21 protein-coding genes, 1 tRNA gene and 1 pseudogene are annotated in these 15,383 nt (G+C 59.3%); 21 read left to right on the top strand and 2 right to left on the bottom strand.

All coding sequences use genetic code 11. From position 1 onward, the window contains the following. The 12 genes and pseudogenes from GZ093_RS16700 to tatC all read left to right on the top strand — a co-directional run. A pseudogene (locus tag GZ093_RS16700) lies at window positions 1–269 on the top strand (histidinol-phosphate aminotransferase); the annotation flags it as partial. A gap of 57 nt (window positions 270–326) precedes the next feature. Next, window positions 327–941, top strand: coding sequence for an imidazoleglycerol-phosphate dehydratase HisB (gene hisB, locus GZ093_RS16695; RefSeq protein WP_296488047.1), 615 nt, complete (start codon window positions 327–329; stop codon window positions 939–941). Between the two features lie 51 nt (window positions 942–992). Further along, window positions 993–1,676, top strand: a complete 684-nt coding sequence (gene hisH, locus GZ093_RS16690) for an imidazole glycerol phosphate synthase subunit HisH (protein ID WP_296488043.1) — start codon at window positions 993–995, stop codon at window positions 1,674–1,676. Between the two features lie 148 nt (window positions 1,677–1,824). Next, the gene (gene hisA, locus GZ093_RS16685) at window positions 1,825–2,565 is read left to right on the top strand and encodes a 1-(5-phosphoribosyl)-5-[(5-phosphoribosylamino)methylideneamino]imidazole-4-carboxamide isomerase (protein WP_296488041.1); all 741 of its coding nucleotides are present in this window, start codon (window positions 1,825–1,827) and stop codon (window positions 2,563–2,565) included. Window positions 2,566–2,580: 15 nt separating this feature from the next. Next, window positions 2,581–3,381 (top strand): imidazole glycerol phosphate synthase subunit HisF, encoded by an 801-nt coding sequence (gene hisF / locus GZ093_RS16680; protein ID WP_296488038.1) that lies wholly within the window; start codon window positions 2,581–2,583, stop codon window positions 3,379–3,381. A 172-nt stretch (window positions 3,382–3,553) separates the two neighbouring features. Beyond that, window positions 3,554–3,943, top strand: coding sequence for a phosphoribosyl-AMP cyclohydrolase (hisI, locus tag GZ093_RS16675; protein ID WP_296488051.1), 390 nt, complete (start codon window positions 3,554–3,556; stop codon window positions 3,941–3,943). A gap of 6 nt (window positions 3,944–3,949) precedes the next feature. Continuing rightward, window positions 3,950–4,342, top strand: coding sequence for a phosphoribosyl-ATP diphosphatase (locus tag GZ093_RS16670; protein ID WP_296488035.1), 393 nt, complete (start codon window positions 3,950–3,952; stop codon window positions 4,340–4,342). Beyond that, window positions 4,339–4,755, top strand: coding sequence for a hypothetical protein (locus tag GZ093_RS16665; RefSeq protein ID WP_296488032.1), 417 nt, complete (start codon window positions 4,339–4,341; stop codon window positions 4,753–4,755). Before GZ093_RS16670 ends, GZ093_RS16665 begins: the two co-directional genes overlap by 4 nt. Next, window positions 4,755–5,126 carry a histidine triad nucleotide-binding protein gene (locus GZ093_RS16660; protein WP_296488049.1) on the top strand — a complete coding sequence of 124 codons (372 nt, stop codon included), beginning with the start codon at window positions 4,755–4,757 and terminating at the stop codon, window positions 5,124–5,126. Before GZ093_RS16665 ends, GZ093_RS16660 begins: the two co-directional genes overlap by 1 nt. 68 nt (window positions 5,127–5,194) lie before the next feature. After that, a complete protein-coding gene (gene tatA / locus GZ093_RS16655; RefSeq protein ID WP_296488030.1) occupies window positions 5,195–5,443 on the top strand; it encodes a Sec-independent protein translocase subunit TatA in 249 nt (82 codons plus the stop codon). Between the two features lie 43 nt (window positions 5,444–5,486). Further along, on the top strand, window positions 5,487–5,951 hold the full coding sequence (gene tatB, locus GZ093_RS16650) for a Sec-independent protein translocase protein TatB (RefSeq protein ID WP_296488029.1): 465 nt from the start codon (window positions 5,487–5,489) through the stop codon (window positions 5,949–5,951). Then, on the top strand, window positions 5,951–6,745 hold the full coding sequence (tatC, locus tag GZ093_RS16645; RefSeq protein WP_296488026.1) for a twin-arginine translocase subunit TatC: 795 nt from the start codon (window positions 5,951–5,953) through the stop codon (window positions 6,743–6,745). The genes tatB and tatC overlap by 1 nt, the downstream gene beginning before the upstream one ends. Window positions 6,746–6,760: 15 nt before the next feature. Here the strand turns inward: tatC and GZ093_RS16640 are convergent, their stop codons facing one another. Next, window positions 6,761–7,903: a trypsin-like peptidase domain-containing protein gene (locus GZ093_RS16640; protein ID WP_296488025.1), complete on the bottom strand. Its 1,143-nt coding sequence runs from the start codon at window positions 7,901–7,903 to the stop codon at window positions 6,761–6,763. A 149-nt stretch (window positions 7,904–8,052) separates the two neighbouring features. Between GZ093_RS16640 and GZ093_RS16635 the strand changes: the two genes are divergently transcribed. The 3 genes from GZ093_RS16635 to pdxA are packed head-to-tail and all read left to right on the top strand — an operon-like array spanning window position 8,053 to window position 10,327. After that, entirely contained in the window at window positions 8,053–8,445 is a 393-nt protein-coding gene (locus GZ093_RS16635; RefSeq protein ID WP_296488023.1) for a hypothetical protein, read from the top strand. A 59-nt stretch (window positions 8,446–8,504) separates the two neighbouring features. Beyond that, the gene (locus GZ093_RS16630; RefSeq protein ID WP_296488020.1) at window positions 8,505–9,263 is read left to right on the top strand and encodes a Nif3-like dinuclear metal center hexameric protein; all 759 of its coding nucleotides are present in this window, start codon (window positions 8,505–8,507) and stop codon (window positions 9,261–9,263) included. Window positions 9,264–9,277: 14 nt separating this feature from the next. After that, window positions 9,278–10,327: a 4-hydroxythreonine-4-phosphate dehydrogenase PdxA gene (gene pdxA, locus GZ093_RS16625; protein WP_296488017.1), complete on the top strand. Its 1,050-nt coding sequence runs from the start codon at window positions 9,278–9,280 to the stop codon at window positions 10,325–10,327. A 60-nt stretch (window positions 10,328–10,387) separates the two neighbouring features. Here the strand turns inward: pdxA and mscL are convergent, their stop codons facing one another. Then, a complete protein-coding gene (gene mscL, locus GZ093_RS16620) occupies window positions 10,388–10,810 on the bottom strand; it encodes a large conductance mechanosensitive channel protein MscL (RefSeq protein WP_296488014.1) in 423 nt (140 codons plus the stop codon). A gap of 164 nt (window positions 10,811–10,974) precedes the next feature. Here mscL and petA point away from each other — a divergent pair, with 164 nt between their 5' ends. The 6 genes from petA (at window position 10,975) to GZ093_RS16590 (ending at window position 15,232) form a co-directional block, all read left to right on the top strand. Next, window positions 10,975–11,586 carry a ubiquinol-cytochrome c reductase iron-sulfur subunit gene (petA, locus tag GZ093_RS16615; protein ID WP_296488012.1) on the top strand — a complete coding sequence of 204 codons (612 nt, stop codon included), beginning with the start codon at window positions 10,975–10,977 and terminating at the stop codon, window positions 11,584–11,586. An 11-nt stretch (window positions 11,587–11,597) separates the two neighbouring features. Further along, the gene (locus tag GZ093_RS16610; protein WP_296488011.1) at window positions 11,598–12,998 is read left to right on the top strand and encodes a cytochrome bc complex cytochrome b subunit; all 1,401 of its coding nucleotides are present in this window, start codon (window positions 11,598–11,600) and stop codon (window positions 12,996–12,998) included. A gap of 15 nt (window positions 12,999–13,013) precedes the next feature. Beyond that, entirely contained in the window at window positions 13,014–13,787 is a 774-nt protein-coding gene (locus GZ093_RS16605; protein ID WP_296488009.1) for a cytochrome c1, read from the top strand. A gap of 155 nt (window positions 13,788–13,942) precedes the next feature. Beyond that, window positions 13,943–14,554, top strand: a complete 612-nt coding sequence (locus tag GZ093_RS16600; RefSeq protein WP_296488007.1) for a glutathione S-transferase N-terminal domain-containing protein — start codon at window positions 13,943–13,945, stop codon at window positions 14,552–14,554. A gap of 19 nt (window positions 14,555–14,573) precedes the next feature. Beyond that, on the top strand, window positions 14,574–15,107 hold the full coding sequence (locus GZ093_RS16595; protein ID WP_296488004.1) for a ClpXP protease specificity-enhancing factor: 534 nt from the start codon (window positions 14,574–14,576) through the stop codon (window positions 15,105–15,107). A 49-nt stretch (window positions 15,108–15,156) separates the two neighbouring features. Beyond that, window positions 15,157–15,232, top strand: a tRNA-Thr gene (locus tag GZ093_RS16590). The last annotated feature ends 151 nt before the right edge of the window (window positions 15,233–15,383 follow it).

The following is a 15,383-nucleotide window of genomic DNA, read 5'->3' as shown; positions in this document are numbered from 1 at the left end:
CCCAGGCCCTTGATCTGCGGACCCAACGTGCTCTTCTTTTTGATGAGTTGGCCAAGTTGCCCGGCGTGCACGCCTACCCCAGCGAGGCCAACATGCTGCTGGTGCGCGTGCCTGATGCGCAAAAAGCCTTTGAAGGCATGCGATTGCGCAAGGTGCTGGTCAAGAATGTGGCCAACATGCACCCCTTGTTGACCAATTGCCTGCGCTTGACGGTCGGCACTGGGCAAGAAAACCAGCAAATGCTGGCCGCGCTGCGAAACTGCCTCTGACGGCGACAAGCCAGGGGCCTGAAAACTGTTACGACTTTCACGTTAACATTCGACCTTATGTCCACGCCCATCTCTCTTGTGCCCGCGCGCACCGCTGAAGTCACCCGCAACACCTTTGAAACCCGCATCACCGTCAAAGTCAACCTTGACGGTAGCGGCCAGTCGAATCTAGCAACCGGCATCGGTTTTTTTGACCACATGCTCGACCAGATCGCGCGCCACGGCCTGATCGATCTTGACATTCAGGCCACCGGGGACCTGCACATCGACGGCCACCACACGGTCGAAGACGTGGGTATCACGCTGGGGCAAGCGGTGCACCAAGCCGTGGGCGACAAAAAAGGCATTCGCCGTTACGGCCATGCTTATGTGCCGCTGGACGAGGCCTTGAGCCGGGTGGTGATCGATTTTTCAGGCCGCCCGGGCCTGGTGATGGACGTGCCGTTCAAGAGCGGCATGATCGGCACTTTCGACAGTCAACTCGCGCATGAGTTTTTTCAGGGCTTTGTCAACCACGCCTTTGTCACGCTGCACATTGACAACCTCAAAGGCGAGAACGCACACCACCAGGCCGAGACTGTGTTCAAGGCCTTCGCCCGTGCCTTGCGCGGCGCGCTGGAGTTCGATCCACGCGCCTTGGGGCAAATTCCCTCGACCAAAGGCAGTTTGTAGTTTTATAAGCCAAATCGGCCTCTAGCCCTCGTCCCTATTGCGCAAGCAGCTATGAATTCAGAAGTAATCAATGCGTCTGGCAAGACCGTGGCAGTGGTCGACTACGGCATGGGCAATTTGCGCTCGGTGTCGCAAGCGGTGCAAGCTGCGGCGGCTGGCACCGGTTTTCAGGTGGTGATCACTGCCAACCCCGACCAGGTGCGCGCGGCTGAACGCGTCGTGTTGCCGGGCCAGGGCGCCATGCCGGACTGCATGCGCGAGCTGCGCGAATCGGGTTTGCTGGCCTCGGTGCTGGAAGCGGCCCAGAGCAAACCCCTGTTTGGTGTTTGCGTTGGCATGCAGATGCTGCTCGACCACAGCGCCGAGGGCGACACGCCTGGCTTGGGGCTCATCCACGGCGAAGTGCTCAAATTTAAATTAACCGGCCAGTTGCAACCTGATGGCAGCCGCTACAAGGTGCCGCAAATGGGCTGGAACCAGGTCTGGCGCAACAACCACGGTGGCCCGACGCACCCGGTGTGGGGCGACGTGCCGCACGGCAGCTACTTCTACTTTGTGCACAGTTTCTACGCCCATCCGTCGGATGCGCGCCACAGCGTGGGCGAGACCGACTATGGCAGCCGCTTCAGTTCAGCGATTGCGCGCGATAATATTTTTGCGACCCAATTCCACCCCGAAAAAAGTGCCGAACACGGTTTGGCCCTGTACCGCAACTTCCTTCACTGGAACCCTTGATTCCATTCCAAATCCAATGCGATACGTCGTTGCCCCAAGTTGCCGTGCCAAAGCACTGCCTGGGCCGGGGCGCCTAGCCTCGCATCGAATTTGAAATGGAATAACCGTTTCTACCAGCAGCCCTTTCCTCCACCACTTCTGAAGCATCATGCTTTTAATCCCAGCAATTGACTTAAAAGACGGCCATTGTGTACGCCTCAAACAAGGCGACATGGATCAATCCACCACGTTCAGCGAAGAGCCGTCTGTCATGGCGCGCAACTGGGTCGATAAAGGCGCCCGCCGCCTGCATCTGGTTGATTTGAATGGTGCTTTTGCCGGGCACCCGAAAAACGAACAGGCGATCCGCAAGATTCTCAAAGAGGTGGGCAGCGAGGTGGATGTGCAGTTGGGCGGCGGCATTCGCGACCTCGACACCATCGAGCGCTACCTGGATGCCGGCCTGCGCTACGTCATCATTGGCACAGCGGCGGTCAAGAACCCTGGTTTTCTGCAGGACGCCTGCACCGCTTTTGGCGGTCACATCATCGTCGGCCTGGATGCCAGAGACGGCAAGATTGCCACCGACGGCTGGAGCAAACTCACCCGACACGACGTGGTGGACCTGGCCAAAAAGTTTGAAGACTACGGCGTCGAATCCATCATCTACACCGACATTGGTCGCGACGGCATGCTCAGCGGCATCAACGTTGAGGCCACGGTGCGCCTCGCGCAGGCTTTGACCATCCCCGTGATCGCCTCCGGCGGCCTGTCCAACATGGCCGACATCGAAGCACTCTGCGCAGTTGAAAGCGAAGGCGTCGAAGGCGTCATTTGCGGTCGTGCCATTTACAGCGGTGACCTCGACTTTGAGGCTGCGCAGGAGCGGGCCGATGAGCTCAATGGCTAAGCGGCGGACTACCTAGTGCTCGCAAAAAGAATCATCCCCTGCCTCGACGTCACCGGTGGCCGGGTCGTCAAAGGTGTCAATTTTGTCGAACTGCGCGATGCCGGCGACCCGGTGGAAATTGCCGCGCGCTACAACGAACAGGGCGCGGACGAACTGACCTTTCTGGACATCACCGCCACCAGCGACGGGCGCGATCTGATCCTGCACATCATTGAGGCAGTCGCCAGCCAGGTGTTCATTCCCTTGACGGTGGGCGGAGGCGTGCGCACGGTCGACGATGTGCGCCGCCTGCTCAACGCCGGGGCCGACAAGACCAGCTTCAACTCGGCAGCCATTGCCAACCCGCAGGTGATCAGGGACGCGTCCGCCAAATACGGCGCCCAGTGCATCGTGGTGGCCATCGATGCCAAACGCCGCCTGGCCCTTGATGCCGCCAGGCTCGATGCCAACGGCCAGCCAATGGGCGAGGGTTGGGACGTCTACAGCCACGGTGGGCGCAAAAACACGGGCCTGGATGCCGTGCTCTGGGCCCGCCTGATGGCGGAGATGGGTGCCGGAGAAATACTGCTCACCAGCATGGACCGCGACGGCACCAAGGCCGGTTTTGATCTGGCTTTGACGCGCGCCGTGAGCGACGCGATCGAAGTGCCGGTGATTGCGTCTGGCGGTGTCGGCACGCTCGACCACCTGGCTGACGGCATCCAGATCGGGGGCGCCGACGCGGTGCTGGCCGCCAGCATCTTCCACTACGGCGAGTTCACCGTGGCGCAGGCCAAGGCGCACATGGCAGCGCGCGGCATACCAGTCAGAATTTGAGCCTTTGTGGGACAGACAGCAGTCACGCGAATCGAACATGCTCTACGCTCAACCTTTCAAGACGATCAAGCTATAGCCTCGGCTTATTGATCATTTAGGGCTGCAGCCCCCGCCAACGCTGCCTAAGAAGCTATCAATTAAGTATCAAATGACAAACACGACCGCGCCCGCCTTGAGCTGGTTGAAGCATATTCGCTGGGATTCCAAAGGTCTGGTGCCGGTGATTGCCCAGGAACAAAGCAGCGGCGACGTGCTGATGTTCGCCTGGATGAACCGCGAGGCTCTGCAGAAGACGGCGGAGCTAGGTCAGGCGGTTTATTTCAGCCGCTCGCGCAACAAGCTCTGGTACAAGGGCGAAGAGTCGGGCCATGTGCAAAAAGTGCACGAAATTCGCATGGACTGCGACAACGACGTGATTTTGCTCAAGGTGACACAGCTCGGGCACGAGCCCGGCATTGCCTGCCACACCGGGCGTCACAGTTGTTTCTTCAGCGTGTATGAAAATGGCGAGTGGAAAGTCACCGATCCGGTCTTGAAAGACCCGCAAACCATCTATAAATAGGCGTTCATGACATCAAACACCTTAACTTCTGACCCCTTGGCCAGCCTGGCCCGAGTCATTGAGAGCCGCCTGCCGCAAAACGGCGGCGACCCGCAAGCCAGCTATGTGGCGCGCCTGCTGCACCAAGGGCCCGATGCCTTTCTGAAGAAAATCGGCGAGGAAGCCACCGAGGTCGTGATGGCGGCCAAGGACGCCGACCATGGCGGCGACAAAACAAAAGTTGTCTATGAAGTGGCCGACCTGTGGTTTCACTGCATGATTGCGCTGGCGCACTATGGCTTTAGCCCCGCCGACGTGCTGGCCGAGTTGGAGCGCCGCGCGGGCACCAGCGGCATTGAAGAAAAAGCGATGCGCTCGCGTGTTGCGCGTGAAGACGAACAAATCGGAGCAACACCATGACGCAAGACTATTCCAAGCCCGACAACGATTCGGAGTTGACGCCCGCCACACTGCAAAAACTGCAGTCACTAAATACGGTCGGCACGATCAGCTACATCCTGCATCTGATCGTGGCGATTGGCGCCCTGATTCCGGGCGGACAGTTTGGCCCGGCGCTGCTGATCGTCGCCCTGGTGATTGACCTGGTGAAGCGCTCCGACGCCGAGGGCACCTGGCACGCCTCGCACTTCCGCTGGCGCATCCGCACCGTCATCATTGCCGCCTTGCTTTATTTGGTGACGGCGCCCTTGTGGCTGCTCTTTTATATACCGGGCTGGATCGCCTGGCTGGTCATTTCGGCCTGGTTTCTGTACCGCATCGTGACCGGCATGGTGCGCATGAACAAGGGCTTGCCCATGGAGTTTCCCGCATGATGGACGAGATCGTTGACAGTGACCCGAACTGCCTGTTCTGCAAGATCGTCGCGGGCCAGATTCCGTCCAAAGTGGTGTACCAGGACGATGAAATCTTGGTCTTCGATGACATCCATCCGTGGGCGCCGGTGCACTTCCTGATGATCCCCAAGCGGCACATTCCCTCGATGGCGCAGGTCGGCCCGCGGCACGCCGCGCTGCTCGGGCGCATGCTGGCGCTGGCGCCGCAACTGGCGCTCCAGCAAGGCTGTAATCCTTACCCGCAGGGGGGATTTCGCATCCTCTGCAACACTGGCGACGAGGGGCGCCAGGAAGTGCGGCACCTGCACATCCACGTGATGGGCGGCGCGCGACCGTGGCTCAAGGGTTAATATTCAACGCATTTCGCGCACGCTGAACTTCGCCGACTAAAATTGGCCCAACTTGACAGGAGAAACCCATGGGATTTTCAACAACACATCTGATCATTTTTTTGGTCATCATCATCGTGATTTTTGGCACCAAGAAGCTTCGTAACATCGGCTCCGATCTCGGCGGCGCGGTCAAGGGCTTCAAGGACGGCATGAAAGACGGCTCGGACAAGACCACCGATGCACCGGCTGCCCCGGCTGCCCCGGCGCAGCAGGTGGCCACCAACGCCACCGCCGCCAAAGAAACCATTGATGTCGAAGCCAAGACCAAGGCCTGATGCGCCAGGTTTTGGGGTTTGCCAAGTCGCAGGAAACGGTTAAGTGATTGATATTGGTGTCACCAAGCTGGCCATCATCGGTGGCATTGCCTTGATCGTGATTGGGCCGGAGAAGCTGCCGGGTCTGGCCAAGACCATTGGCACGTTATTGGGGCGGGCGCGGCGCTATGTCGCTGACGTCAAGGACGAAGTCAACCGCTCCATGGATTTGGACGAGCTGAAAAAGATGAAGGACACGGTCGAGGGCGCGGTGCGCGACGTGGACAACTCCATCCAGACCAGCGCCGCCGATTTTGAGAAGAACTGGGCCGACGCCACAGGGGAGGCAAGCGACACAGCGTCCCATGATTTTTCTCCGACACCGCCGGCCTACCGGCACCCCAACAAGAAATGGCGCGTCAAGCAGGGCGCCACGCCCAACTGGTACAAAGCGCGCGCCGGCATCCGTACCCGCGCGTTGTCCGGGGCCGCTCGGGTTGCCCGGTTTCGGCCGCATAAAGTGAATTGATGACTGATCCCGTTAACAAAACAGATGAGCTGGCCGGCACGGAGCAACCGTTTGTCGCCCATCTGATTGAACTGCGCGACCGGTTGTTGCGCGCGGTCTATGGCATTGCCGCGGTATTGGCGGTTCTGCTGTTCTACCCCGGCCCGTCCCAACTTTACGACCTGCTTGCCATGCCGCTGGTCAAGGCGCTGCCGGAAGGCTCGCGCATGATCGCCGTGGGCGTGGTCTCGCCGTTTCTGGTGCCGATCAAGGTGTCGGTGCTGGCGGCCATTGGTTTGGCCCTGCCCTGGATTCTTTATCAGATCTGGGCCTTTGTTGCGCCAGGCCTGTACAAGCACGAGAAAAAACTGGTGCTGCCGCTGGTGGCAGCCAGCACCATCCTGTTTTACATGGGTGCGGCGTTCTGCTATTTCTTTGTCTTCGGGCAGGCGTTTCCGGCAATCCAGCGCATGGCGCCGATCTCGGTGGCGGTGAGTCCAGACATTGAGGCTTACCTTGACTTCGTCATCACCATGTTCATCGCGTTTGGCGTCGCCTTTGAAGTGCCCATCGTCGTCGTGATTCTGGCCCGGATGGGCATTGTGACGGTGGCGCAGTTGAAGTCATTTCGCACTTACTTTGTCGTTGGTGCGGCGGCAGTGGCCGGTCTGGTGACGCCCCCCGATCCGGTCTCCATGATTGCCTTGCTGGTGCCAATGGTCCTGCTGTATGAAGTCGGTATTTTTGCGGCACAAGTATTCATCAAGCACACCGCAGCGCCCGACGATGCGGCCGATGCCGCCAAAGCCCAATAGACGACCGGTTCTGTGTCACTGCGCTGGCCTGCGCTGTTTGGGCCGCACGGCGGGCGTCACGTCCACGTCAACCTGGCTGTCGCGGCGCAGCAGACTGAACTTGGAGACGGTCCCTGGCTTCAAGGCAGCAACACTGCTTAGTAGATCGGCCACATTGCTGATTGGTTTACCCGCCACCTGCGTGATCACATCGCCGGGCTTGATGCCGGCTTGCGCCGCCGGTCCATCTTGCAGCACCCCGGTAATGATCACCCCTTCCTTGGCCTTGACACCAAAGGTTTCAGCCAGTTCGGGCGACAAGTCGTTGGGCTCCACGCCGATCCAGCCACGCGTGACCTGGCCGTCTTTCACAATGCCCTCTAACACCAGTTTGGCCGTGGCCACGGGAATGGCAAAGCCAATGCCCATGCTGCCGCCCGAGCGCGAATAGATCGCCGTGTTGATGCCCAACAGATTGCCGTTGGTGTCCACCAGCGCGCCGCCCGAGTTGCCGGGATTGATGGCCGCGTCGGTCTGGATGAAGTTTTCAAAGGTGTTGATGCCCAGCTGATTGCGCCCGAGCGCGCTAATGATCCCGCTGGTGACGGTTTGCCCGACGCCAAACGGGTTGCCAATGGCCAACACCTGGTCGCCCACTTGCAGCGCATCCGAGTTGCCCAGCACAATCGCTGGCAGGCGATCGAGTTCTATTTTCAGGACCGCCAGATCGCTCTCCGGGTCGGTGCCAATCACCTTGGCGCGTGCGCGGCGGCTGTCGTTCAGAACGACTTCAATCTCGTCGGCGCTCTCGACCACGTGGTTGTTGGTCAGGATGTAACCGCTGTCGCTCACAATCACGCCACTGCCCAGGCCCACCTGCGGCGCATTGCCCTGCTCACCAAAGAAGAACTTGAACCACGGGTCCTGGCTGCGCGGGTCATTGCGGGCAGCTTTGCTGGTATTGATGCTGACCACCGCCGCCGATGACCTTTGCGCCGCCAGCCGGAAACTGCCGGGCGGCACGACGCCCGCGCTGCCGGCGGGCGCCTCTATCAGGGACACCGTGCCGGTGCGCGCGGGCCGACTTGGCAACCAATCGGGTTTGAGTGTCGCCACCACAAAATACGCTGCAAGCACCACGGTGACGGTTTGAGCAAACAACAACCAAAGACGTTTCATAGGTATAGCGGGCTAAGCGCCCTTGCACTGGTTAGATAGGCCAAGAGAAAAACGAATAAATTGTAGGCTGCAGGCCGCGTCAGAACAGGTGTAAGGACTATCAAGACTTGCGATTGCTCATGCCGGACGTTGTACAGTGCGGCCATTGCATGTCCAAGAATCATCAAGTCATCCACATTCACCGCAACGCAGCGCAAAAGCCCCTGCCGGGTGCGCCCTGTAATGGTTGTGGTCTGTGCTGTCTGCTGGAGCCGTGCCCCTTGGGCGTTATTTTGTCAAGGCGGCGGCGCGGTGCCTGTGTGGCCGTGCGCTGGCATGACGATGTCCAGCAATACCGTTGTGGTGCCCTGTGTGAGCCTGTCGCCGTGTTGCAGCGTGTCTTACCTGCGCGCTTACAGCGTCTGTCGCCCGGGCTGACCGCGGGGCTAGCGCCCATCCTGGCCCGCTGGGCCCGGCGCTGGATCGCCGTCGGCCAGGGCTGCGACAGTAGCCTGCAGTCAACTGGGCTGGCGGAGTCGCTGACCGACGCAAGAATTCAATGACAATGCAGCGTCTGATGCAAGCCAGATACCTTTGAGCCATTCCACCCCCCTTTTTCACCATGACCGATCGGACCGAACTCCTGCAGGCCTTTGACACGCTGCTCCAACCCGAGCGCTTTCGCGACTACGGCCCGAACGGCTTGCAGGTCGAAGGCGCCACGACAGTGCGCAAAATCGTCTCCGGCGTCACCGCCAGTCGGGCGCTAATCGAAGCGGCCATTGCCGCGCAGGCCGACACTATTTTTGTGCACCACGGTCTGTTCTGGCGCGGTCAGGACGGGCGCATCACCGGCTGGCTCAAGGCACGGCTGGCGCTGCTGCTTGCCGCTGACATCAACCTGTTTGCCTACCACTTGCCGCTGGACGCGCACCCCGAGCTGGGCAACAACGCGCAACTGGGCCTGAAGCTGGGTCTGCGCGCACTGGCGCGCTTTGGCGAACAAGAGTTGGGATTTCTGGGTGAAGCCATGGAACCGGCTGGTTTTGCCTCTGCCGAAGCGCTTGGCCAACACATTGAATTTATATTAAATCGGTCTGTAGCCCTCGTCGGACCTGAACAGCGTGCTATCAAAAAAATTGCCTGGTGCAGCGGCGGCGCGCAAAGCTATTTTGAAGCGGCCATCGCTGCTGGCGCCGATGCCTTCATCACCGGCGAGATGTCGGAGCCGCAGGCGCACTTGGCACGCGAGTGCGGCGTGGCCTACCTCGCCTGCGGCCACCACGCCAGCGAGCGCTATGGTGCGCCGGCCGTGGCGGCCCAGGTCGCCGCGCAGTTTGGCCTGGCGCACGAGTTCGTTGACATTGACAACCCTGCCTGAAAGCGCCCTGCCCCGTGAATCAACCCATTGCGATCACGCTCGGCGATTGCGCCGGCATTGGCCCTGAAATCATTGCCAAGGCGTTCCGCGACGCGCCCGAAATCACGCGCGGCTGCTTCGTGGTGGGTGATGTCGCGACCCTGCGGCGCGCTGCCAAAGTCATCGACGCGGGCGCCATTGCGCTTCCCGTCGCGTTGATCGAGTCCCCGTCCGAGGCTTTGAATATGCCGCCACGCTGCTTGCCCGTGCTGCAAGTGGGGACCTTGGCCGAACCGGTGCCTTTTGGCCGACTGAGCGCTGAGGCCGGGAAATTGGCCGCCGAATGTGTTGTCTGGGCCGCGCAAGCTGCCTTGCGCGGTGAGATTGCGGCGCTGGTCACGGCGCCCTTGCACAAGGAAGCACTGGCGCTCGCGGCCACGCCCGGCTCCCACTATCCGGGGCACACCGAAATGCTGCAAGCACTGGCGGCTGCCCACAGCAACAAGACACTGTCAGATATGCCGGTGCGCATGATGCTGGCCAATGATGAGTTGCGCGTGGTGCTGGTGAGCATTCATGTGTCCTTGCGCGATGCGCTTGACGCCGTCACTTTTGACAACGTGTTGCAGACCTTGCGCATTGCCCATGCGGCCTTGAGCGCCAGTCTGGGACGGGCACCGCGTATCGCGGTGGCGGGGCTCAACCCCCATGCCGGTGAAGGCGGCCTGTTTGGCCGGGAAGAAATTGACATCATCGCGCCCGCCATTGCGGCGGCAAGCGCGATGGGCCTGCAGGTGAGCGGCCCGTTCGCGCCCGATACCTTGTTCATGCGGGCGCGCGCCAAACCGGGCCAGCCGGGTGAATTTGATGCCGTGGTGGCGATGTACCACGACCAGGGCCTGATCCCGGTGAAATACCTGGGCGTCGAGCAGGGTGTCAATGTGACGCTCGGTCTGCCACTGGTGCGCACCAGCCCGGACCACGGCACGGCGTTTGACATTGCGGGTAGCGGTCAGGCGGACGCATCCAGCCTGCTCGCGGCCATTGTCATGGCACGGCGCTTGTGCGAATTGAAGAATTTATAGAAAATTGGCCGCTAACCCCCGTCAAATAACGGCTATTAGCTATCACTAACGTAGCATAAACTACCTCTTCAAACTGTCCCGAATTTCACGCAACAACAGCACATCTTCGCCTGGCGCAGGAGCGGGCGGTGGCGGCGCACTTCTCTTGAGCCGGTTGATCTGCTTGACCATCAAGAAAATGATGAACGCCAGAATGGCAAAGTTAACCGCCACCGTGATGAAGTTGCCGTAGGCCAGCACCGGAACGCCAGCCTTTTTCAGCGCGTCCAGGGTCATCGCAGTGCCTTCCGGTGCCTGCCGAAGCGCCACGAAAAGATTGGAAAAATCCAGCTTTCCAATAACCGCACCCACGACCGGCATCACCAGGTCGCCCACGACCGATTCAACGATCTTGCCGAACGCGCCACCGATGATCACGCCAACGGCGAGGTCCATCACATTGCCCTTAACGGCAAATTCCTTGAACTCTTGCATCATTCCCATTTACTTCTCCTGAAGATATAACGACAGTAAATGCTGTCGCAAATCAGCGCATTGCGCAAGGGGCAAACGCAAGCGCCACGCCTTGAGCCGGCTCAGATCGGTCAGCTACAATCTTGCGCAACCCCCATCCCCTCCCATCGTGTTGTTTTTCCTTGAGGATTCCCATGAGTGAAACCCTTGCCCCTAGCGGCAAAGTCGACGACAGCAAGCGTACCTGGCTGATCGCCACCAGTTGCGTCGGTGCCGCCGGCGGCATTGCTGCAGTCGTTCCTTTTGTCAGCAGTTTTCAGCCGTCTGAGAAGGCCAAAGCAGCTGGCGCAGCGGTTGAAGCCGATATTTCGGCCCTCAAGCCCGGCGAAAAGATGACGGTGGAATGGCGCGGCAAGCCGGTCTGGATCCTGCGACGCACGCCCGAGCAATTGGCCGAACTGCCCAAGCTGGACCCCCTATTGGCGGATCCACAGTCCCTGCGAAAGGCGTATCCGACACCGGCCTATGCGCTCAATGAAGTTCGCTCAATCAAGCCGGAATATCTGGTGGTTGTGGGTATTTGCACGCACCTTGGATGCTCCCCGTCTGACAAGTTGACGCCGGGTCCCCAGCCTTCCCTGCCAGACAATTGGCAAGGCGGCTTCTTCTGCCCTTGTCACGGCTCCACCTTCGATCTGGCCGGGCGCGTCTTCAAGAACAAACCCGCCCCAGACAACCTCGAAGTGCCGCCCCACGTCTATCTCTCTGACACTCGGTTGCTCATTGGCGACGACAAGAAGGCCTAAGGACACACATCATGGCTGAATTCCACGAAATTTCCCCGAACGCCGCCGCCGGCGAAAAGCTGCTCAACTGGATCGACAACCGGTTCCCGCTGTCCAAGCTCTTCAAAGAGCACATGAGCGAGTACTACGCTCCCAAGAATTTCAACATCTGGTATGTTTTTGGCGTGCTTTCGCTGTTGGTGCTGGTGATTCAAATTGTCACCGGCATTTTTCTGGTGATGCACTACAAGCCCGATGCGGCGCTGGCCTTTGGCTCGGTCGAGTACATCATGCGCGATGTGCCCTGGGGCTGGTTGATTCGCTACATGCACTCCACCGGTGCCTCTGCGTTCTTTCTGGTGGTCTATCTGCACATGTACCGCGGCTTGATCTACGGCAGCTACCGTAAACCACGCGAGCTGACCTGGCTATTCGGCTGCGGCATTTTCCTGGCGCTCATGGCCGAAGCCTTCATGGGCTACCTGTTGCCATGGGGCCAGATGAGCTACTGGGGCGCCCAGGTGATTGTCAATTTGTTTTCTGCCATCCCCTTCATTGGCCCCGATCTGGCGCTGCTGATTCGCGGTGACTTCGTGGTGGGCGACGCCACGCTGAACCGCTTCTTCAGCTTTCACGTGATCGCCGTGCCGCTGGTGCTGCTCGGCCTGGTGGTGGCTCACATCATTGCCTTGCATGAAGTCGGCTCCAACAACCCGGACGGCATTGAGATCAAGGCCACCAAAGGGCCCGACGGCATCCCGCTGGACGGCATTCCGTTTCACCCCTACTACTCGGTGCATGACATCTTCGCCGTCAGCGTGTTTTTAATGGTGTTCACCGCCATCATCTTCTTCGCGCCCGAGATGGGCGGTTACTTCCTGGAATACAACAACTTCATCCCGGCCAACCCCTTCCAGACACCGCTGCACATTGCACCGGTCTGGTATTTCACGCCCTTCTATTCCTTGCTGCGCGCCGTCACCACCGAGATGATGTACGCGCTGATTGCCTGCGTGGTCGTCGGCGCCGTGCTGAGCGTGGTCAAAATCAAGATGGCCAGCCTGTTCAAGGGCCTGATCGTGGGTGCGGCAGTGGTCATCGTCGCCATGATGCTGTCCATCGATGCCAAGTTCTGGGGGGTGGTGGCCATGGGCGCCGGTGTGGTGATTCTGTTTTTCCTGCCTTGGCTTGATAACAGCGCTGTCAAGTCGATCCGCTACCGTCCGAGCTGGCACAAGTACCTGTACGGGATTTTTGTCATCAACTTCCTGGTGTTGGGCTACCTCGGCACGCAGCCGCCATCGGCCATCGGTAGCCGCGTGGCCCAGGCTGGCACGCTGTTTTACTTCGGGTTTTTCATCCTGATGCCTTGGTGGAGTCGGATAGGAACACCCAAGCCGGTGCCGGATCGTGTCACCTTTACGGCGCATTGAAGGGAAGAACAAGTTATGAAAACCATGGGTTTCACTCAAAGAATCATTCTCGGCCTGCTGTTGGCATGGGGCTTGGCAGGCGCGGCTCAAGCCAATGTCGGCGGTCCGGCCTGGGACAAAGCACCCAACAAGACCAACGACATGGGTGCCCTGCAAAACGGCGCCAAGGTGTTTGTCAACTACTGCCTGAATTGCCATTCAGCGGCGTTCATGCGCTACAACCGCCTGACCGACATCGGCTTGACCGAGCAGCAAATCAAAGACAACCTGCTCGTTACCAACACCAAAGTCGGCGACACCATGATTGCAGCGATTGACCCGCAGCAGGCCAAGGCCTGGTTTGGCGTCAATCCACCGGACCTCACTGTCATTGCCCGCTCGCGCGCCGGTGCCGGCGGCAGTGGTGCCGACTACCTGTACACCTACATGCGTTCGTTTTACAAAGACGAAACAAAACCCACCGGCTGGAACAATCTGGTGTTCCCTAATGTGGCGATGCCACACGTCTTGTGGCAACTGCAGGGTGAGCGTCGCCCCATCTATGAAGAGCTCAAGGAGCACGGCGAGGTGGTGCATGTCTTCAAGGGCTGGGAGCAACTCAAGCCCGGCAGCATGACGGCCCAACAATACGACGAAACCATCGGCGACCTGGTCAGTTACTTGCAGTGGATGGGTGAGCCGGCGCAAAACACACGCGTTCGGGTCGGCATCTGGGTTTTATTGTTCCTCGGCGTGTTCTCCATCGTCGCATGGCGACTCAACGCTGCCTACTGGAAAGACATCAAGTAGCGCGGCGTCAGCGCTTGGGTTTCGCTTGAAAGAGCGTGGCTTGAGCTTCTCGGAGTGGGGTTGCAGCAAGCATCCCACTCCTTTTAGTTTCAGCATGACTTGGGTGCAAGTCAATGTGCAATGAAACTAGGTTTTGATTTTTAGGAGCTTCCATCATGATGGTGTTGTATTCAGGAACTACCTGCCCATTTTCCCACCGTTGCCGTTTTGTCCTGTTTGAAAAAGGCATGGACTTCGAAATTCGTGACGTTGATCTGTACAACAAGCCCGAAGACATCAGCGTCATGAATCCCTATGGCCAGGTGCCTATTCTGGTGGAGCGTGATCTGATCTTGTACGAATCGAACATCATCAATGAGTACATTGACGAGCGTTTTCCGCACCCCCAGTTGATGCCCGGCGACCCGGTGGACCGGGCGCGCGTGCGCCTGTTCCTGCTGAATTTTGAAAAGGAACTGTTTGTGCATGTGTCAACGCTTGAGTCACGAGCTGCCAAGAGCAACGAGAAGGTGCTGGAAAAGGCCCGCGCCCACATTCGTGATCGATTGACCCAGCTGGCACCGGTTTTCCTGAAAAACAAATACATGTTGGGTGACGGCTTCTCGATGCTCGACGTCGCCATTGCGCCATTGCTGTGGCGCCTGGATTACTACGGCATTGATCTCAGCAAAAACGCCGCGCCCTTGCTGAAATACGCCGAACGCATCTTTTCGCGCCCCGCCTATATTGAGGCACTGACACCGTCCGAAAAGGTCATGCGCAAGTAAGCGCCGGGTCCGAAGCGCCATGATTGACACCACCGACACGCCCTCTACGCGCCCCTATTTGATTCGGGCTTTGTACGAGTGGTGTACCGACAATGGGTTCACACCCTACCTTGCCGTGGCTGTGGACGAGAGTGTGCGGGTTCCGCGTGAATACGTGAAAGACGGACAGATCGTGCTCAACCTCGGTCTGGAGGCAACCAGCGCACTGCAACTGGGCAATGACTTTATTGAGTTCAAAGCCCGTTTTGGCGGCACGGCGCGTGAGATCGTCGTGCCGGTCCACCGGGTCAGCGCCATCTACGCGCGGGAAAATGGACAAGGCATGGCCTTCCCTTTGAGTGCCCCTCAACCGTCCAAGGCCGTGGCCCCTGTCACAAAAAATCTGACTTCAGTGCCAGTTGACGCCGACACTGACGCCGCAGAGCGACAGTCGCCGCCGACTCAATTGTCCAGCGTCGAATCAGGCCAGCGCAGTGACAAGACCGGTCAAAAGCCAAATCCGCCGCGCACCCCGACCCCCGGCGCTCGACCGGCGTTGACACGGGTGAAATAAAGATGGGTTGCCCCTGAAATTCAGGATGCGTCCAGTAAAATGAAAGAGTGCCGATTTAGCTCAGTTGGTAGAGCAACCGCCTTGTAAGCGGTAGGTCATCAGTTCGAATCCGATAATCGGCACCACTAGACAGTACAAAGGCCTTCAAGGAGATATTCTTGAAGGCCTTTTTCATTGGTAAATCGTAAGCACGCGGCCAACCCATCTTGACCACAGCGCAGTGGCTGTGTCTGGGAATCAAAGAGATTGAATATGCGGCTGGCCGCCAAGGGCCAT

This window comes from Rhodoferax sp. (genome assembly GCF_010365055.1).
In the GTDB taxonomy this organism is placed as follows: domain Bacteria; phylum Pseudomonadota; class Gammaproteobacteria; order Burkholderiales; family Burkholderiaceae_C; genus Rhodoferax.
The sequence above is the reverse complement of the archived record's forward strand: the minus strand, read 5'-3'. Positions and strand labels throughout refer to the sequence as shown.